The organism is Streptomyces sp. NPDC057249 (assembly GCF_042669245.1).
In the GTDB taxonomy this organism is placed as follows: Bacteria; Actinomycetota; Actinomycetes; order Streptomycetales; family Streptomycetaceae; genus Streptomyces.
The window spans coordinates 639,787-655,657 of the sequence record NZ_JBHUXS010000001.1 but is presented as its reverse complement, the minus strand read 5'-3'; the positions used below and the strand labels follow the sequence as shown (position 1 = coordinate 655,657).

Sequence of the window (15,871 nt, the reverse complement as noted above, 5' to 3'; positions counted from 1 at the left end):
AAGCAACAAGGTGGTGGCAGCTCGTAGACGAGATGCGAGCTGCGGGCTTCACCGAGTTGGACGTCTCGTTGCTACCATGAGCCTGCTGCCGTATGGATAGGGCAGTCCCTGGGCGAGGACGGGGTCACTTTCCAGTCACGTACGTGACGTTCGCCGCAAGCCCGCTCATCCGGTGGGTAGCTTCAAGCTGCCCATGGAGAGCACATGCAGGGCTTCCTCATCGACATCCTCGCCAATCTGGCGGCAAGCACTGTGACAACTATCGGCGTATTGGCGGGCCGGAGTGCACTCGCACGGTGGCGTCGCCGCAGTCGTCAGGAAGACAACAACAGCTAGCCCTGGCTTCGTAACTGGCTGACAACAGATTGGCCCCCGCTCACGGTCTTGGGCGAGGGCCAATCACGACCATCCGCGTCTCCTCAGACCGGCCACCTATTCGTCACTATGACGTGAATTTGATTGAACCTGGCAGTCTGTAGCTGTAGCTCTGCGATGCTGGAGGTCGATCGAGAGGGGCCGCAGCGATGCAGTGGAAGATCCACGGGGAACGTCCGATCTACGAGAACAGCTGGGTGAACCTGTGGCTCACCGACGTCGAGACGCCGGACGGGAACCGCTGGGAGCACCACGTCGTCAAGCTTCGGCACCTGGCCGTGGCCGCCGTCGTCAATGAGCGCCGCGAGGTTCTGATGATGTGGCGGCATCGCTTCATCACGGACGCCTGGGCGTGGGAGCTGCCCATGGGTCTGGTCGAGGAGGGCGAGACACCGGCCGAGGCGGCGGCCCGTGAGGTGCTGGAGGAAACCGGCTGGCGCCCCGGTCCGATCAAGCCGCTGATCTACGCCGAGCCGGCGAACGGCATCACCGACTCCCAACACCACGTCTTCCGCGCCGACGCGGCGACGTACGAGGGTCCACCGACTGAGAAGAACGAGTCGGACCGGATCGAGTGGATCCCGCTGGCCGACGTGCGGGGCATGATCGACCGGCGCGAGATCGTCAGCAGTGGCTCTTTGGTCGGGCTGCTCTATGTGCTCATGGACGAGGCAATCCGATGACCTGACGGGGCAGCACTTCCCGGAGCCGGGCCTCGAATGCCACTGCGGCCGGTTCGCGGCGGAAGGGTTCCAGCTGTTCGTAGAACTCCCGGAGGTGGCCGGCGACTCGTTGCGAGCTGACGGCCGCCGCCGGGGCGAGGGCGTCCATGGCCGTGTGGCACGCCTCGTCGAGTTTGCCGCGCTGGAGTTGGGTGCGGGCAAGCCAGAAGGCGTGGAAGGCGCGGCCTCGGTGGTTCGTATGGTGTTCTCGGCGGAGGGCGTCCGCGATGAGGGGTTCGGCGAGGGCGGCTTCGCCCAGGCGGCCGTGTGCGATGCCGGTGTCCACGATCAGTTTCGGTTCGTCGAAGTAGGCGACCCAGGCCGGGTCCGGATCGCCGGCACCGATCCGTCCGAACTGGGTGTGGGCTTCCGAGATCGCAGTGTGGGTCGCGCCGTGGTTGCCGAGGGTGGCGTGGGCGAAGGCTTCGCGCATCGCGAGCATGGCCAGCACGCGCGGTGTCGTCCCCGCGGCCGTTCGGGCCTGGTCCTGGGCGGCCGTGACGAGTGCGAGGGCGTCGCCGGGCTTGTCCTGGTAGGTGGCCTGAAGGCTCATGCAAGCGAGGACGTTGGCCATGAACTGGCGGTCGTCGATGGCCTTGGCCAGTCCGAGGGATTCGGTGAAGTAGGCGCGTGCCTGGTTGTACTGGCGGGCGTCGAAGTAGGTCCATCCGGTGAGCCGGGCCAGCTCGGCCGCGATGCTGTGCAGGCCGTCCCGCAAAGGAGCCGGACGCTGCTCCTTGAGGAGGTCAACGACGTAGCGGAGTTGGCCGACGACCGCCGGCCGTAAGGTCTCGCCGCCGTGCTCGTCGTCCCGGCGCCAGTAGTCCGCGATCGACGAATGCAGCGCGTCCAGCGTCGAGGCGCTGAGATCCCGCTCGGCCGCCAGGGCGAGAATGCTGTCGACGTCCGCGCTGGGCAGTCCGGCGACAAGCGGCTCGACGGCTGAGGTCGACACCTCGGCCGGTTCGCGGGGCGTGACCGTCATGCTGGGCGGCGTCTCCCAGGAACGGCGGGCAAGGCCGAGCATGTGTCCGGGGATGCGCAGCCCGTCCGAGATCCGTTCGATCACGTCCATGTGCAGCAACTGCCGCCGTCCGGCGATCACCTCGCCCACGCGGCTCGGGGTCAGGTCGCAGCGACGCGCGACCATCGACGGATAGATGCCTGCTCGTGCCTTGACCAGCTGAAAGATGCGGCCGAAGTCTCTGGCCTGGCATGCCTCGATCATCACTGGGTCCGTGAGCAGGCTGACCGGGAGTTCCTTCGAGCGAGATGGCTCGGGCATCGGGCACGCTCCGGCATGAGGACTACGGATCGCTGCACTTGGTCAACCGAGGGTGATGTTACCCAAGTTGGGTAATCCGCTTGGCCTTTCTGGCCGGGTCCGCGGATCGCGATGCTCCTGACCATGGCGAACGGACAGGACGACGTACGGATGACGTTGCGGGTCTCCCGCGACTCCGGCCAGACGTGGGGGCCTCTCACGGAGGTACGTGTGGGCCAGGACCCGGTGGTCCCGGAGAACCCGGGCCGCTACCCGCCCTGCATCTGCTCTCAGTGCTCGCAGCAGGAACGGAACGCTGTCGCGTCCTTCCGGATGGTGTCGTGATGCGGTGCGCGCACTGGCGCCGGGTTCCCCTCGACCTGGCCCGGGAAGCACGGCAGAAGTCGGCCGCCACCTACATCGACAGGGCGGTGCATTGCCAGCTGTCCGCGCACGACGAGGGTCAGCACTTCGGTCTCCTCACCGACGCCGGCGCCTACGGAACCGCGCTGTGGCTCCGCTGGCACGGGACAAACGAGACGGAACTCGTCGTGCTGCCGGACTGCCCGGTGACCGCCCCTGGTCCTGACGGCGAGGGCTGCTGTCTGTTCGACGACCACGCCAAACAGCACACCTGGGAAGACGCCATGGAGGAGGTCTCGTGCACCAGTTGATCGCGAGCCCGCAGAAGCCCCGGCGCCCTCGCTCGCCTCGCAACGAACAGTGCGGGGACTGCGGTGGCACCGGCGCCAACTCGTCCGGCAAGACCTGCGGCACCTGTAACGGGCTGGGCGAGATCCACTGCCTCGCCGGCCGCCAGGAGTCCCATGTGCTGTCCCGCTCCGTGATCCGGAAGGAGGGCCACCGATGGCCCACGCTCTGATCGCCTCCCCGTTCCTCGACGGGCACCTTCTCCTCAAGCCGGGAGCACGGGCCGGCGCCCGAATCTCCGCCGACCACTACGAGGGCTTGCGCCAGACCGCCACCGACGGTGGGTCGCTTCCCACCTGGGCGGTGCAGACCGCCGCCGACATGTGGGGCCTCGACCTGGACGGCCAGACCGCGCAGGGCACCGTGCTGGTACGCGAGCCGTCCTCGTACGGCTATTGCCGCGCCTCCTGGGAGATCAACCTCGGCTGCAACTTCGGCTGCAAGCACTGCTACCTCGGCGAGCGGCCGTTCTCCGGCCTCGGCTGGGAGGACAAGGTGCGACTGCTGGACATCATGCGTGAGGCCGGTGTCCTCTGGCTCCAGATCACCGGCGGCGAGCCCACCATGGATCCTCACTTCCAGGGTGCCTACCGGTACGCCTGGCTGGCCGGGATGATGCTCACCATCTCCACGAACGGCTCGCTGCTCTGGCGGCCGGACCTCCTCAAGCTCTTCCGGGACTGCCCGCCGTACCGCCTGGTGGTCAGCATGTACGGGGCGAGCGAGGAATCCTTCGACACGCTCACCCAGCGCCGTGGGGCGTGGAAGGCGTTCCGGCGCGGCATCGACGCCGCCCGCGAAGCGGGTCTTCCGCTGCGCATCAACGTCGTGGTGACCGAGGACAACGCCTCCGAGGCCGACGAGATGGCCGCCCTCGCCGACGAGTGGAACGTCGAGAACCACGCGTACACGAACATGACGCCCACGATCTACGGCGGCGGAGAGCCGCTGCTCGCCCAGTCCGCCGCCCACCTGCGGCAGCGCAAGCCGTTCGCCGGCTGCAACGCGGGACACACCTTCTTCCACGCCGACCCGCACGCCAAGGTCTCGATCTGCAAGGTCGGCCGCGACGACCAGATCGACCTCATGGCCGAAGGCATCGACGGCCTCACCCGGCTCGGCGCCATCGCCGACCGCCTCATGCTTCGCACCGGCGGGTGCGAGGGCTGCGCCCTGTCCGGCACCTGCCGGGTATGCCGCCCCCTGGCCAAGCACTACCAGGAGGCCAAGGCGCCGCTGCACAGCTACTGCCAGCACGGAGACAAGGAGAACGCCTCATGAACCCGCCCGTACCAGTGACCATCCTCCCCGGCCCACCGCCCTCGGCCCGTCGCGCGGCCCCGCCCGTCGCGACCGCGTCGATCACCGCCGTACAGGACCTCGACGTGATCGTGGAGAGCGCGGAATGCTCCTGCGATGCCGGTGACGACAACCCCCACTGACCGACACGATCCGGTCAACTCCGTTCAGGCCCCGGCGTACTCGCGTCGGGGCCTGAGCCCTGCCCGTCCCACCGCTAGGGTGCCGCTCATGTTCTTCCGCTGGGACTGGATCCGGCCCCAACTGACCGCGCCGATCGTGCCGACCCTCGGGCCCGTCCACCCCGATGCCCTGACCGTCAGCATGTTCGAGGACATCCTGCGAGCGGCCGACACCGGGGACTTCCTGCCCTACGACAAGGACCGGCGTTGGGGAGGTGAGAAGGATGAGATAGTCCTCCGCGAGGATGTGGTTCACCAGCCCGAGCACACGCTCATTCCCACGCTGACCAGGCGCGGACGCGGCACTGTGAAGGTCTTCGCCTACGGGCTCCGCGACAGTGTCGTGGAGGAGGCCGCCGAGCTGGCCGCGAAGCTCGCCGCCACGCACGACGTGGTCAACGCCCGGGTCGTACGTCCCCTCGGTCCCGAGACCGCACACCCGCGCGGCACCCGCATCCAGCTGAAGGACTTCACCGTCGCCCCCTGCCCCGACCCGGGTGGTCCGGTCCGGCCCGTCACCGCCTGGCCGACCGCTGTGCAGGAGACCTTCGTCCCGTTCGCCGAGGCCATGGCAGGCGATGGCCTGGCCTTCCTCCACACCCAGATGCAGGCTGGCCAGTGCGGCCCGGTCCTCGCCGCCGCCATCGAGGACCGCATCGTGGGCGCGATCGGCCCCATGGACGTACTTCCTGACGCCATCGGTCGCCCCCAGCTGATGCCCCAGTACTTCGCTGTCCTGCCCGAGGCCCGGGGCCGCGGACTAGGTCGCGTCTTGTGGCGGGCCGCGATGCACTGGGGCCAGTCCCATGGCGCCACCTACCAGCTCCTCCAGACCGAGGTCGACGGCCCCTCAGACCGCCTGTGTCAGTCCGAAGGACTGGCCTCCCTGGGCTTCACCCACACCACGTCCGCGTAGGTCCTTACCGCGCCGCCTTCCCTGGTCAGCTGCCTTACGCCATTTGCGACCTCAGCCACAGAAAGCCAGCCACGACGGTGGGTGCCCCGACCGACCACCCGCCACGTGTGTCTCCAGCAACCACCCACCGGCCCCGACCACGCTTCCCCAATCCGTCACGGTCTCGGCCACGTTGCAGCCTGAGCGCTGCCGCAGACCTCGCCTGACGGGTGGGCAGGAGGCCGGCCGACCGGATCACGGCTGGTTGAACGTCGATCCGCAGCGGCCGGTGCGGACTTGGCAGGCATTCCGCTCCTGCTGGCCGTGCTCGCCGCCGGACAGCTACCGGGATTCCTCCGGGATGCGGATACCCGCTCTTCGGGCTTTTGCGGCGCGAGTGGGCGGGGGCCCGAACTCACCGACGCAGCCGTGGCCGGGTACGTCGCCAAGTACGCCACCAAGAGCGCCGAGGACTCCGGCACCGTGGACCGCTCCTTGGTCTGCCGGACCTGTTCCGGCCGGGGGGCTGTCGGGGGCCGGGTGAAGGAACTCTGCCCCGACTGCGAAGGCACCCGCCAGGCCGAACCCCTGCGGGAACTGCCCGTGCACCGGCACGTCCGACAGATGATCCGCACCGCCTGGGACCTGGGCGGCCTGCCCGAGTTCGCAGATCTCAAGCTCTGCAAGTGGGCGCACATGCTCGGCTTCCGCGGCCACTTCTCCACCAAGTCCCGCGCCTACTCCACGACCCTCGGTGCCCTCCGCAACGTCCGCCGCGCCTGGCGCCTTGCCCAGGCCGACGCCGCCCGCGTCCGCGCCGGCCATCCCGCCCCTGCCCCGGACACCGTGCTCGTCACCGAGTCCTCGTGGGCCTACCTCACCTCCGGCTACCGCCCCGGCGAAGAACTCCTCGCCAACCAGACCCGCCACGACATCAACCAGACCCGCGCCGACAAGGAACGCGCCAAGACCGAAGGGGAGGTATGGCAGTGACCGCCGCACCGACCACCCGCATGCTGACCATGGTCGAAGCCCTGGACGAGCTGCGCATGTCGCGGGCCGCCTTCTACCGGCTCCGCGCTCGCGGGAATGCCCCACGCTGCCCCAAGCTCCCCAACGGACAGATCCGCATCCGCCGGGCCGACCTCGATGCCTGGTTCGAGGGATGCGAGGTACCCGCGTGCTGACCTTCGACGTGCAGATCTGGGGTATCCGCAAGCGCCCCGACCGCGCTGCGGCCTATCAGCTTCGCTGGCGAGTCGGCGTCCAGCCGTTCTCGAAGAGCTACAAGATCAAGGCCCAGGCGGACGGCCGACGCTCCGAACTGCTGGCCGCGCTGCGCAAGCGCGAACAGTTCGACACCGAGACCGGCTTGCCTGCCTCCGAAGTACAGGCGGCCCAGTCCCCCACCTGGTTCACGCACGCCCAGGAGTACGCGGCGATGAAATGGCCCAACGCCTCGGCCAAGCACCGCGCGAGCATCGCGGACGCCCTCGCCACCGTCACACCGCGTCTGGTCAAGGACAACCGTGGTGCCCCCGCTCCTCGGGTTCTGCGAACCGCGCTCTACTCCTGGTCCTTCCGCCTCGTCCTCAGCCAGAGCGGTGAACTCGTGGCCCGCATCGACGCCGAGGAAGCGCCCGAAGCGATCGTGGCCGCCCTCGACTGGATCGGCCGTAAGTCCGTGGACATCTCGGCCCTGAACACGCCGACGGTCGTGAGGTCCGCCCTGGACGCGCTCTCCCGCAAGATGGACGGGACCGCCGCGGCGGACAACACGGTGAACCGCAAGGTGCCCGTGTTCAGCAACTGCCTGCGCTACGCCGTCGAACTGGACCGCCTGCCCTCCCTGCCCCTGGCCAAGGTGGACTGGACGGCGCCCGAGACGGACGAAGAGATCGACTTCCGATACGTCCCCGGCCCTGCCATGGCCCGCAAGCTGATCGACGCCGTGGGCAAGCAGAACGACCGTGGTCGGCACCTCAAGGCGTTCTTCGGGTGCCTGTATTACGCGGCCACCCGTCCCGGTGAAGCGGTGGGTCTCCGCGAGTCGGACTTCACTCTGCCCGAGGAAGGCTGGGGCCAAGTCATCCTGTCGTCCAGCTCCCCTCGCGTCGGCTCCGGCTGGACCGACTCCGGGGAGTCCTACGACTCCCGGGGCCTCAAGAAGCGCGCCCGAAAGGCCACCCGCGAGGTACCAATACCGCCGGTCCTGGTCAGTCTGATCCGCGAGCACATCGCGGAGTTCGGCACAGCAGAGGACGGCCGGCTGTTCCGCGCGGCCCGTGGCGGCGGCCTCCTGAGCAAGGAGTACGGCGACATCTGGAAGGCAGCTCGCCGCGTCGTCCTCACGCCGCACGAGTTCAAGACTCCTCTTGCAGAGGTGCCGTATGGCCTCCGCGCCGCTGGTGTCTCGCTCTGGCTAGATTCCGGCGTCTCCCCGGCCGAGGTCGCCCGCCGCGCCGGCCACAGCATCGCCGTGCTGTTCCGCTTTTACGCCAAGGCCATCCGCCGCAACCAGGACTACGCAAACCAGCAGATCGAGCAAGCCCTCGATGGCCAAGAGGGAAGCCGGCAGCGACAGAGCGCAACCGACGGGGAGACTCCTGCAACCCGGAGCCTCCCCGTCACGGTTCACCGACAGTGTTATCAGGAGCGTCAGCCACCTCTCACGCACAAGTGATGACCTATGAGTGTTCAGTGACTACGCTGGCTACATGGCCGCCATCAAACAGCGCATCAACCCAGACGTCCTCGTCTGGGCGATGAAACAGGCTGGCCTCACGCGGGTTCAACTGGCAGGTGATCTAGGCACAGACCCCGGCACGGTGGACTCGTGGATAACTGGTGATGACGCTCCAGGGCTGACGCAACTCCGTCAGATCTCAAAGGCCCTACGGCGGCCAACCTCTCTATTCTTCTCGCCGCGTGTTCCATCACAGCAGCCCTTGCAGGCAGCCTTCCGTAGCCCGTTGGGTGCCCACGGAGCACGAAGCCTGACCTCAGAGGAACGGGCCGAACTCCGACTGGCTGAACGGCGGCAGAAGATCGCAGTTTGGGCAGCGGAGCGCGTAGAAGAACATGGGCCAGTCGACTTGCCTGGACGAATGCAGACGCCAGAAGCGACCGCAAAAAGCGTGCAAGCATGGCTCCATTGGGACATCACGAGCCAAGTCAAGGCAAGTAAATCAGGCGTGACCAAGATGGTTCGCAGATCCCTTGAAGACCAGGGGATCATGGTCATCCAACTGTCGATGAACAGCGAAGCCTGCCGCGGCTTCTCCATCTACAGCGGAACCGTCCCGCTGATCGCCTACAACAGCACATCCCAAGTGTCGGCTGCACGCACCTTCACCATCCTGCACGAACTCGGCCACTTGCTGTCGCACGAACAAGCAGTTTGCGATCAACCTGAGGATTCCGAAGAGCGCTGGTGTGACAGATTCGCAGCGGCATTCCTGATTCCAGAACCACATTTGCGCGCATATCTTGAGAAGTATCTCAAGATTTCTCGCGTGGAAAATGATGACGTGGAGTCAGTACGGAGGATTTCGAACCGTTATGGCGCCAGCTTCCAATGTGTCGCCCTGCGATTGATCCATCTCGGAATCGCCTCGCAACCTCTATATCGCGCGGTTTCATTGAATCCTCTGGAATTTGATGCCCCCGCGTTCGGCGGCGAACCTCAGACCACGCACCTAGTCCGGATCAGAGAATATGGCGTCACTTATCCACGACTGCTCCTTGCCGCAAGGGATCGCGGAAAGCTCCACGACGTGGACGCCCGTAAATACCTGAACGTTAACGGAGAACAACTGAGGAGCCTTCAGCAGCGCATAGCGGAAGAGGTGTAATGCCTCCGCTGTATGTCATCGACACACATGCGCTACTAACGCTCCCCACTCTATGCACGTCCGAGGATCGGGTGTATTCGTTCTTTGATCTACTGACCGAGGAGATCTCGGCCGGAAATCTCACGTTTCCGAACCTCGCGATGCAGGACTGTAAAAAATTTGCCGAGGGCGAGTTCATTTACACTTGGGTTAAGGCCGCCTCCGCCCATCGCAAGCAATACCGAGTGGATAACGGTTGGCAGGAGGACGTCCTCGGGACCTGCGAAGAGCTGGCCGACTTCGATGACGAGTGCGAACAGACCCCTGTACTCGTCGCCTCGCTAGCCCTCATGGTCAGCGATACTGGGCGATCGACCGTGGTCGTGACAGAAGACAATCGCGAGCTGCCCAATCGGATGTGCCTGGGCGACGCCTGTCAGGCCCTTGGACTCGCTTCAATGTCTACAGCAGACATGATTCACGCAATGGGCATGGAAACCTACCTTTAGAGGTGGAAGAGTTCCAAGGCTGTCCCCTGCATGTAATGAGCCAGCGTGGGTTCAGGTAGATCAGACATATCACTAAGCCAGCCAAGGATGACTGAACAGAAAATCAAAAGAGCGCGCCCAGGGTCCCCAATGATCCGAGTGTCGTTCCTAGGACCAGTCCTCCCGACTGGGTAGGGAATACCAGCCCTAAGCGCCACCTTGCCCTTTTCATCGGATCGCGGCCTTTGCCAGTTTTCAGAGATTCGCTCTCCGGAGGAATCCAGCGCATGCAAGGCAGCCAAACCGATCGAATACTCATCGGATCCATTTTTTTGATCAGGCTGCCCGCCCCTGCCAGCACCCCGGGATTTACGATACACATGGCCTCCGGACGGAGGGACTTGTCAATCTTCCGCAGGTGGCTAGCAACGGTGGAAATCATCGTTGCAGCATTATAGGCGAGCACCATCATTGGAGGTGCCGGCTTACCGGTTGCCGTACGCAGCGACCGCTGCGCTTCCCCCTTAGCGACACAATCAGCAATTTCGTCCTCATCGAGGGTTGTTTTCACCTCAATGGTCATCATTACGTTCTCAACCGGAAAAATCGCCTGCGTTGTCTGCGCGAGAATCGACGGTTGATCCGCAGAATTATAGATGACAATGTCAGTCTGCTTTGATACGCCACCATACGAATCAATGATCATGCCACTGCCCACGCCAACGCTGGTAGGTAGCAAGTTTTCCATCAGGCGGACTAGCGACAGTTCGTTCTCCCGCCCCTGCTCCCCGGCGTGGCCAATGAGCTTGTTGAAGGTGTCAACTTCCTCCTGAAGCCGGCGGGCCACTGCCGACCAGTACTGCTCCACAATCTTGCTCATCGGTACACCCCTTGCCCCACTCTTGGCTCCTGCGCAGCGATCTTACGAGCGGTATCACCGATGCCGGAATCGATCAGGAAAACCTACTTGCGGCCGGGGGTCCTACGTGCCGAGCTACGAACGCCCATCAACCAGTCTGCTCTTACAGCCAGACCCGTCAGCCTTGGTCCACGCCTGGTCCACACACCATGATCCAAAGCGGTACATGGGCGGGTCAGGGTGGGACAGGGCACCATGACGAAGGGGTGCCCCTGGTCGGGACACCCCTTCTGATCAGCACATCGTCTGACCTGCTGCGGTGGGTGTGGGATTTGAACCCACGGTGACTCGCGCCACGACGGTTTTCAAGACCGTTCCCTTAGGCCGCTCGGGCAACCCACCCCGCGCCGGCGCGGTCGGTGAGGACCGGTCCGGCGCGGGGACAGCCTAGCCGGTCAGCTGTCGCCCTTGCGCTCCCCCAGGGTGACTTCGGCCGTCGCCGTCTTGCCGTCGCGCTCGTAGGTCAGGGTGACGCGGTCGCCCGGCTTGTGGGTCCAGATCTCGCCGATCAGGGTGGGACCGCTGTCGATGACGGTGTCGTTGAACTTCGTGATGACGTCGCCCGCGCGCAGGCCCGCCTTGGCCGCCGGGCCGTTCTTCGTGACCGCGTCCGTGCCACCCGTGCCCCGGTCCGCGATGACGGCGCCGCCGCTCTGCTCGTCCATCGTCACCGTGGCGCCGATGACGGGGTAGACCGGCTGGCCGGTCTTGATCAGCTGCTGGGCGACGGTCTTCGCCTGGTTGATCGGGATCGCGAAGCCGAGGCCGATGGAGCCCGCCTGGCTCTGGCCGGAGCTGCCGGTCGACTGGATCGCCGAGTTGATGCCGATGACCGCGCCGCCCGAGCTGAGCAGCGGGCCGCCGGAGTTGCCCGGGTTGATCGAGGCGTCGGTCTGCAGGGCGCTCATGTACGAGTTGCTGCCGCCGTTGCCGTCGCCCGAGGCGACCGGGCGGTTCTTCGCGCTGATGATGCCCGTGGTGACCGTGTTGGACAGGCCGAACGGGGCGCCGATCGCGATCGTGGAGTCACCGACCGCCACCTTGTCCGAGTTGCCCAGCGGCAGCGGGGTCAGGGACTCCGGCGGGTTCTTCAGCTTGATGACGGCCACGTCGTAGCCCTGGGCCCGGCCGACCACCTCGGCGTCGTACTTCTTGCCGTTGGAGAACGTCGCCGTGAGCTGGCCGCTGTCCGCCGCGGAGGCCACCACGTGGTTGTTCGTGAGGATGTGGCCTTCCTTGTCGTACACGAAGCCGGTGCCCGTACCGCCCTCGCCGTCGCCGCCCTGCGCCTCGATCGTCACGACGCTCGGCAGCGCCTTGGCGGCCACACCGGCGACCGTGTTCGGGTCGCGCTTGAGGTCCTGCTGGTTCGCCGACGCGGAGACCGTGGTGGAGCCGGCGTCGTCGTTGCGGTCCGCGGCCCAGTAGCCGAGGGCGCCGCCGATGCCGCCCGCCACGAGCGCCGCCACCACCACGGCGGCCACCAGACCGCCCGCACCGCGCTTGCGCGGCGCCTCGGGGGTGTGCGTCGCGCCGGGCGGGCCCCACACCGGGCCGCCGGCACCGCCGTGCGCCCCCTGGGCGTACGCCGGGACGGCGGGCGGCGGCGGAGGCCAGCCGGCGTCGGCCGCGGACTGCGGCGGGGGCGGCGGCGCGTACTGCGGGTTCGTCGGGTAGGCGGCCGTCTGCGCGGTCGCGGGGTCCGGCGAGGAGGGGACGGGAGCGGGCGGCTGGTCCAGCGCCTGCGCGGCCGGCTGCTGCCTGGTGACCGTCTCGTCGGGGTGGGAGGCGGCGGGGGGCGTGTCCTCGGGGGGCGCCTGGGGAGCGTCGGCCGGCACGGGAGGTACGGACGGGGCGGCCTCGGCCGCGTTGCCCTCGTTGCCCTCGTTCTCGGTGCTCACAGCTCTTTACTCCTCGGTTCCACATCAGTCATTCGGCAAGAGATCCGCTGTGTACGTGTCCGCAGTCAGCTTTTCCCACGACACGTCAGGCCACTGTAAGCAGGACCTGTGCATCTGCGCACGACCCTTACATCGGACAAAACGGCCCCGCGTCGCAAGGTGTGCACGGCCGTGTTCCCGCGGTGACACCATGACCCGGGTGAACCGAGCACGGCAGCAGCACCCGATGCAGCATCCCATCCAGGTCATCGCCCACCGGGGCGCGTCCGACGACGCCCCCGAGCACACCCTCGCCGCCTACCGGAAGGCGATCGAGGACGGCGCCGACGCCCTGGAGTGCGACGTACGCCTCACCGCCGACGGCCACCTCGTCTGCGTGCACGACCGCAGGGTGAACCGTACGTCCAACGGCCGCGGCGCGGTCTCCGCCCTGGAGCTGAACGCCCTCGCGGCCCTCGACTTCGGCTCCTGGAAGGACCGCGACGACACGGAGTCGCCGGACTGGGACCCGGTGCCCGGCGAGCTCACCTCCGTACTCACCCTGGAACGGCTGCTCGAACTCCTCGTGGAGACGCGGGCGGCCGGGCGCCCGCTCCAGCTGGCCATCGAGACCAAGCACCCCACCCGCTGGGCGGGCCAGGTCGAGGAACGCCTGCTGCACCTGCTGAAACGCTTCGAGCTCGACGCGCCGCCGCCGGCCGGCACCCCTTCGCCGGTACGCGTCATGAGCTTCTCCGCCCGCTCGCTGCACCGCGTCCGGGCCGCCGTGCCCCATCTGCCCACCGTGTACCTGATGCAGTTCGTCTCGCCTCGGCTGCGCGACGGACGGCTGCCCGCGGGGGCGCGTGTCGCCGGGCCCAGCGTCCGGATCGTGCGCAGCCATCCCGGCTACATCGAGCGGCTCCACCGGGCCGGGCACCGGGCGCACGTCTGGACGGTCAACGAGCCGGAGGACGTCGAGCTCTGCGTACGGCTCGGTGTCGAGGCCATCATCACCAACCGCCCCAAGCAGGTCCTGGCCCAGCTCGGCCGTTCGTGACCGGCGCCCCGGGGCACGCCTCGGCGTATCTGCGTATGAACGCATCACCCCATCTCCCCATCAGGAGATCAACTACAGGGAGTACACCGGCGCACTCGGACTGTGCCTGTTCGTGACGAGTGCGTCACTGACAGCCCCCTCGCCGGTTTCCGGCACAGCTCAGGAGGGCATCCACTCCGTGGCGTGGGGCAAAGGAGGTCTCGGGGGTGGCGTTGGTGGTGGCACAGGAGGTGCCCACGTCGTCGAGCATGGCCGTTCCCCATGGCCCTGCGGGCGTGGGCCAGGCGCGGCACCGGATGCGCGAGCAGTTGCGCAGCCACGGGGTGTCGGATGCGGTCGTCGACGATGCGGTGCTGATTCTTTCCGAGCTGCTCAGCAATGCCTGCCGGCACGGCAGGCCGCTGGGCTGGCAGACCGAGACGGGGGACGGCGACGTGCGCGCCGCCTGGCGCGTCGACAGGGCGGGCGGACTGACCGTCGAGGTGACGGACGGCGGCGGCCCGACCCGGCCCGTTCCGGCCACCCCCTCGGTGACCGCGCGCGGCGGCCGGGGGCTCAACATCATCAGCGCCCTGGCTCAGGAGTGGGGCGTACGGGACGACGCGCCGGGCGAGGTCACCGTCTGGGTGCTCGTCGACGGGGGCCGCGGGCGCCGTGCCGACCGGCCGGGCGGCCGGGGCAGCGGGCGGACGGCCGGGATGGCCGGACTGTCCGGCGCACCGAGGGCGACCGTCGTGCCGGGGCTCGAAGGGCTGGATTTCGCCGGCGCGTTCGACGACGCGTTCGATGACGCGGGCTGAACATCCGGTCCGGCCCACGCGGTTCGCGTACGCGGGCTGAGCCGGTCGGCACGGCTGTGGTGCCCCGGCGGGCGGCGGGGCGGCTAGGCTCGCGGGCCAGACCGCACTGTCGCACTCGGGAGTAAGCCCACCATGGCGAAGAAGCGCCCTCAGACCAAGGCCGGGAAGCAGCAGCTCAAGGACGGCGAGATCCCGGTGGTCGGGGCTCGTGAGCCCTGCCCGTGCGGTTCGGGCCGCCGCTACAAGGCGTGTCACGGCCGCGCCGCGGCGCAGGCGGTGACCGAGCTGGTCCAGCGGCCGTTCGAGGGCCTGGCCGGGGAGTGCGACTGGGTCGCGCTGCGCGAGCTGGTCCCCGCCGCCACGGCCGATCTGACGCTCAAGGGCGGCCTGCCCGAGGGCGTGCCGTCGGTGACGCTCGCGACGGTCCTGCCGATGGCGTGGCCCGCGCTGCGCCGCGACGACGGCTCCGTTCTGCTCGCCCTGCAGAACGACACCTCCTCCGGCGATCTCAGCCGGGACCTCGCGGACACGCTGAGCCGCGCGCTGGAGGCGGAGCCCGGTTCGCCCGTGGCCGCCCGCCGCGTGCCGGCCGACGGGCCCCGGCTGCAGGACCTCCTGGACGGCGACGCCCCCTTCGAGCCGGTGGTGCACTCCGGCTTCGAGTTCTGGGTGCCGGATTCGGAGAACGCCACCGCCGAGGTGTCCGCGTCACTCGAACGTGCGAACGAGGCGGCGATCCCGACCGCCCTGCTGTCCGGCGTGGACGCCGCCTACTGGTGCGAGACTCCGGAGAAGAACCACCTGCGCTGGGTCATGCCGCACGCCGAGGAGCAGCTCCTCGACGCGCTCGCCCGGCTGCATGCCGCGGGCGAGTCCTCGCTCGGCGAGGGCACCCGGCTGGTCGGCTCGTTCCGGGCGCACGGGCTGATGGTCCCGGTCTGGGACCTGCCGAGCGCGATGGGCGCCGAGGACTGCGAGAAGCCCGCCGCCGCGTTCGCGGAGCGGCTCGCGACCGCGCTCGCGTCGGACGCGCCGCTCACCGCCGAGGAGCGGCGGGCCCGTGGCGGGCTCACCAACCGCCAGGTGACGCTCAGCTGACCGTGACCGCCGCCCGGCCCGGACGGTGACTCCCGTCACAACTCGCCGTACTGGCAGGTAAATCGCTGTCCGAATACGCGAGATCGAATTTGCGAACGGCAGATCTCTTGTTACGGTTCAAGAAGCCCGGTCGCTGGTGCATCCCCCGTCGCCAGCGATCGGGCATCCTCATTTCCGGGTACGGCGCGCTCCGCGCACCGGGGCGCGCAGGCCCGCGTACGGGCCCCGCCCGGACCGTCCCGCCCCTCACCCTCCCCAGCTCCTCCGCGCGATGGCCCGGCGTCAGCCCTGCGGCCCAGGCGACCGGTTGGACCTGCGCCGCGGCGGGAACCGCGCCCGAAGCGC

The 15,871-nt window shown here is 67.8% G+C and carries 17 protein-coding genes, 1 tRNA gene and 1 pseudogene; 15 read left to right on the top strand and 4 right to left on the bottom strand.

From position 1 onward, the window contains the following. Positions 1-524 precede the first annotated feature (524 nt). Positions 525-1,058 carry an NUDIX hydrolase gene (locus ACFUJY_RS03125; protein ID WP_383293596.1) on the top strand — a complete coding sequence of 178 codons (534 nt, stop codon included), beginning with the start codon at positions 525-527 and terminating at the stop codon, positions 1,056-1,058. On the opposite strand, the gene ACFUJY_RS03120 is transcribed toward ACFUJY_RS03125, so the two are convergent. Next, positions 1,036-2,382 carry a hypothetical protein gene (locus tag ACFUJY_RS03120; protein WP_383293593.1) on the bottom strand — a complete coding sequence of 449 codons (1,347 nt, stop codon included), beginning with the start codon at positions 2,380-2,382 and terminating at the stop codon, positions 1,036-1,038. The two genes, ACFUJY_RS03125 and ACFUJY_RS03120, sit on opposite strands and share 23 nt — an antisense overlap. Positions 2,383-2,505: 123 nt before the next feature. Between ACFUJY_RS03120 and ACFUJY_RS03115 the strand changes: the two genes are divergently transcribed. The 11 genes and pseudogenes from ACFUJY_RS03115 (at position 2,506) to ACFUJY_RS03065 (ending at position 9,790) form a co-directional block, all read left to right on the top strand. Further along, positions 2,506-2,706 (top strand): hypothetical protein, encoded by a 201-nt coding sequence (locus ACFUJY_RS03115; protein WP_383293590.1) that lies wholly within the window; start codon positions 2,506-2,508, stop codon positions 2,704-2,706. Further along, positions 2,706-3,035 carry a hypothetical protein gene (locus tag ACFUJY_RS03110; RefSeq protein WP_383293587.1) on the top strand — a complete coding sequence of 110 codons (330 nt, stop codon included), beginning with the start codon at positions 2,706-2,708 and terminating at the stop codon, positions 3,033-3,035. Before ACFUJY_RS03115 ends, ACFUJY_RS03110 begins: the two co-directional genes overlap by 1 nt. Continuing rightward, the gene (locus tag ACFUJY_RS03105; protein ID WP_383293584.1) at positions 3,023-3,244 is read left to right on the top strand and encodes a hypothetical protein; all 222 of its coding nucleotides are present in this window, start codon (positions 3,023-3,025) and stop codon (positions 3,242-3,244) included. Before ACFUJY_RS03110 ends, ACFUJY_RS03105 begins: the two co-directional genes overlap by 13 nt. Further along, a complete protein-coding gene (locus ACFUJY_RS03100) occupies positions 3,229-4,353 on the top strand; it encodes a radical SAM protein (RefSeq protein WP_383293581.1) in 1,125 nt (374 codons plus the stop codon). The genes ACFUJY_RS03105 and ACFUJY_RS03100 overlap by 16 nt, the downstream gene beginning before the upstream one ends. Further along, positions 4,350-4,514 carry a hypothetical protein gene (locus ACFUJY_RS03095; protein ID WP_383293578.1) on the top strand — a complete coding sequence of 55 codons (165 nt, stop codon included), beginning with the start codon at positions 4,350-4,352 and terminating at the stop codon, positions 4,512-4,514. The genes ACFUJY_RS03100 and ACFUJY_RS03095 overlap by 4 nt, the downstream gene beginning before the upstream one ends. 88 nt (positions 4,515-4,602) lie before the next feature. Then, positions 4,603-5,469, top strand: a complete 867-nt coding sequence (locus ACFUJY_RS03090) for a GNAT family N-acetyltransferase (protein ID WP_383293576.1) — start codon at positions 4,603-4,605, stop codon at positions 5,467-5,469. Between the two features lie 378 nt (positions 5,470-5,847). Continuing rightward, a pseudogene (locus ACFUJY_RS03085) lies at positions 5,848-6,441 on the top strand (replication initiator); the annotation flags it as partial. Then, positions 6,432-6,635, top strand: coding sequence for a helix-turn-helix transcriptional regulator (locus ACFUJY_RS03080; protein ID WP_383293573.1), 204 nt, complete (start codon positions 6,432-6,434; stop codon positions 6,633-6,635). The pseudogene ACFUJY_RS03085 and the gene ACFUJY_RS03080, both read left to right, overlap by 10 nt. After that, positions 6,629-8,131 (top strand): tyrosine-type recombinase/integrase, encoded by a 1,503-nt coding sequence (locus ACFUJY_RS03075; RefSeq protein WP_383293571.1) that lies wholly within the window; start codon positions 6,629-6,631, stop codon positions 8,129-8,131. Before ACFUJY_RS03080 ends, ACFUJY_RS03075 begins: the two co-directional genes overlap by 7 nt. Positions 8,132-8,165: 34 nt before the next feature. Continuing rightward, positions 8,166-9,302, top strand: a complete 1,137-nt coding sequence (locus ACFUJY_RS03070; RefSeq protein ID WP_383293568.1) for an ImmA/IrrE family metallo-endopeptidase — start codon at positions 8,166-8,168, stop codon at positions 9,300-9,302. After that, a complete protein-coding gene (locus tag ACFUJY_RS03065) occupies positions 9,302-9,790 on the top strand; it encodes a DUF4411 family protein (RefSeq protein WP_383293566.1) in 489 nt (162 codons plus the stop codon). Before ACFUJY_RS03070 ends, ACFUJY_RS03065 begins: the two co-directional genes overlap by 1 nt. Positions 9,791-9,893: 103 nt before the next feature. Here ACFUJY_RS03065 and ACFUJY_RS03060 read toward each other — a convergent pair whose 3' ends face one another. The 3 genes from ACFUJY_RS03060 to ACFUJY_RS03050 form a co-directional block, all read right to left on the bottom strand. After that, positions 9,894-10,649, bottom strand: a complete 756-nt coding sequence (locus tag ACFUJY_RS03060; RefSeq protein WP_383293564.1) for a DUF6602 domain-containing protein — start codon at positions 10,647-10,649, stop codon at positions 9,894-9,896. A 296-nt stretch (positions 10,650-10,945) separates the two neighbouring features. Next, positions 10,946-11,030 (bottom strand) — tRNA-Ser (locus ACFUJY_RS03055). Between the two features lie 53 nt (positions 11,031-11,083). Then, complete coding sequence (locus ACFUJY_RS03050) at positions 11,084-12,589, bottom strand: trypsin-like peptidase domain-containing protein (protein WP_383293562.1); 1,506 nt, start codon at positions 12,587-12,589, stop codon at positions 11,084-11,086. A 190-nt stretch (positions 12,590-12,779) separates the two neighbouring features. Between ACFUJY_RS03050 and ACFUJY_RS03045 the strand changes: the two genes are divergently transcribed. From ACFUJY_RS03045 to ACFUJY_RS03035, 3 genes are all read left to right on the top strand, one after another. Then, positions 12,780-13,628, top strand: a complete 849-nt coding sequence (locus ACFUJY_RS03045) for a glycerophosphodiester phosphodiesterase family protein (RefSeq protein ID WP_383293559.1) — start codon at positions 12,780-12,782, stop codon at positions 13,626-13,628. A gap of 248 nt (positions 13,629-13,876) precedes the next feature. Then, on the top strand, positions 13,877-14,428 hold the full coding sequence (locus ACFUJY_RS03040; protein ID WP_383293556.1) for an ATP-binding protein: 552 nt from the start codon (positions 13,877-13,879) through the stop codon (positions 14,426-14,428). 132 nt (positions 14,429-14,560) lie between these two features. Further along, complete coding sequence (locus ACFUJY_RS03035; protein ID WP_383293553.1) at positions 14,561-15,526, top strand: DUF5926 family protein; 966 nt, start codon at positions 14,561-14,563, stop codon at positions 15,524-15,526. Positions 15,527-15,871: the final 345 nt, after the last annotated feature.

Excerpts from the sequence above, each read along its gene's own strand:
- ACFUJY_RS03125 (WP_383293596.1), top strand. The coding sequence starts at position 525 with ATGCAGTGGAAGATCCACGGGGAACGTCCGATCTACGAGAACAGCTGG.
- ACFUJY_RS03120 (WP_383293593.1), bottom strand. The coding sequence starts at position 2,382 with ATGCCCGAGCCATCTCGCTCGAAGGAACTCCCGGTCAGCCTGCTCACG.
- ACFUJY_RS03115 (WP_383293590.1), top strand. The coding sequence starts at position 2,506 with ATGGCGAACGGACAGGACGACGTACGGATGACGTTGCGGGTCTCCCGC.
- ACFUJY_RS03110 (WP_383293587.1), top strand. The coding sequence starts at position 2,706 with ATGCGGTGCGCGCACTGGCGCCGGGTTCCCCTCGACCTGGCCCGGGAA.
- ACFUJY_RS03100 (WP_383293581.1), top strand. The coding sequence starts at position 3,229 with ATGGCCCACGCTCTGATCGCCTCCCCGTTCCTCGACGGGCACCTTCTC.
- ACFUJY_RS03095 (WP_383293578.1), top strand. The coding sequence starts at position 4,350 with ATGAACCCGCCCGTACCAGTGACCATCCTCCCCGGCCCACCGCCCTCG.
- ACFUJY_RS03090 (WP_383293576.1), top strand. The coding sequence starts at position 4,603 with ATGTTCTTCCGCTGGGACTGGATCCGGCCCCAACTGACCGCGCCGATC.
- ACFUJY_RS03080 (WP_383293573.1), top strand. The coding sequence starts at position 6,432 with ATGGCAGTGACCGCCGCACCGACCACCCGCATGCTGACCATGGTCGAA.
- ACFUJY_RS03070 (WP_383293568.1), top strand. The coding sequence starts at position 8,166 with ATGGCCGCCATCAAACAGCGCATCAACCCAGACGTCCTCGTCTGGGCG.
- ACFUJY_RS03065 (WP_383293566.1), top strand. The coding sequence starts at position 9,302 with ATGCCTCCGCTGTATGTCATCGACACACATGCGCTACTAACGCTCCCC.
- ACFUJY_RS03060 (WP_383293564.1), bottom strand. The coding sequence starts at position 10,649 with ATGAGCAAGATTGTGGAGCAGTACTGGTCGGCAGTGGCCCGCCGGCTT.
- ACFUJY_RS03045 (WP_383293559.1), top strand. The coding sequence starts at position 12,780 with ATGACCCGGGTGAACCGAGCACGGCAGCAGCACCCGATGCAGCATCCC.
- ACFUJY_RS03040 (WP_383293556.1), top strand. The coding sequence starts at position 13,877 with ATGGCCGTTCCCCATGGCCCTGCGGGCGTGGGCCAGGCGCGGCACCGG.
- ACFUJY_RS03035 (WP_383293553.1), top strand. The coding sequence starts at position 14,561 with ATGGCGAAGAAGCGCCCTCAGACCAAGGCCGGGAAGCAGCAGCTCAAG.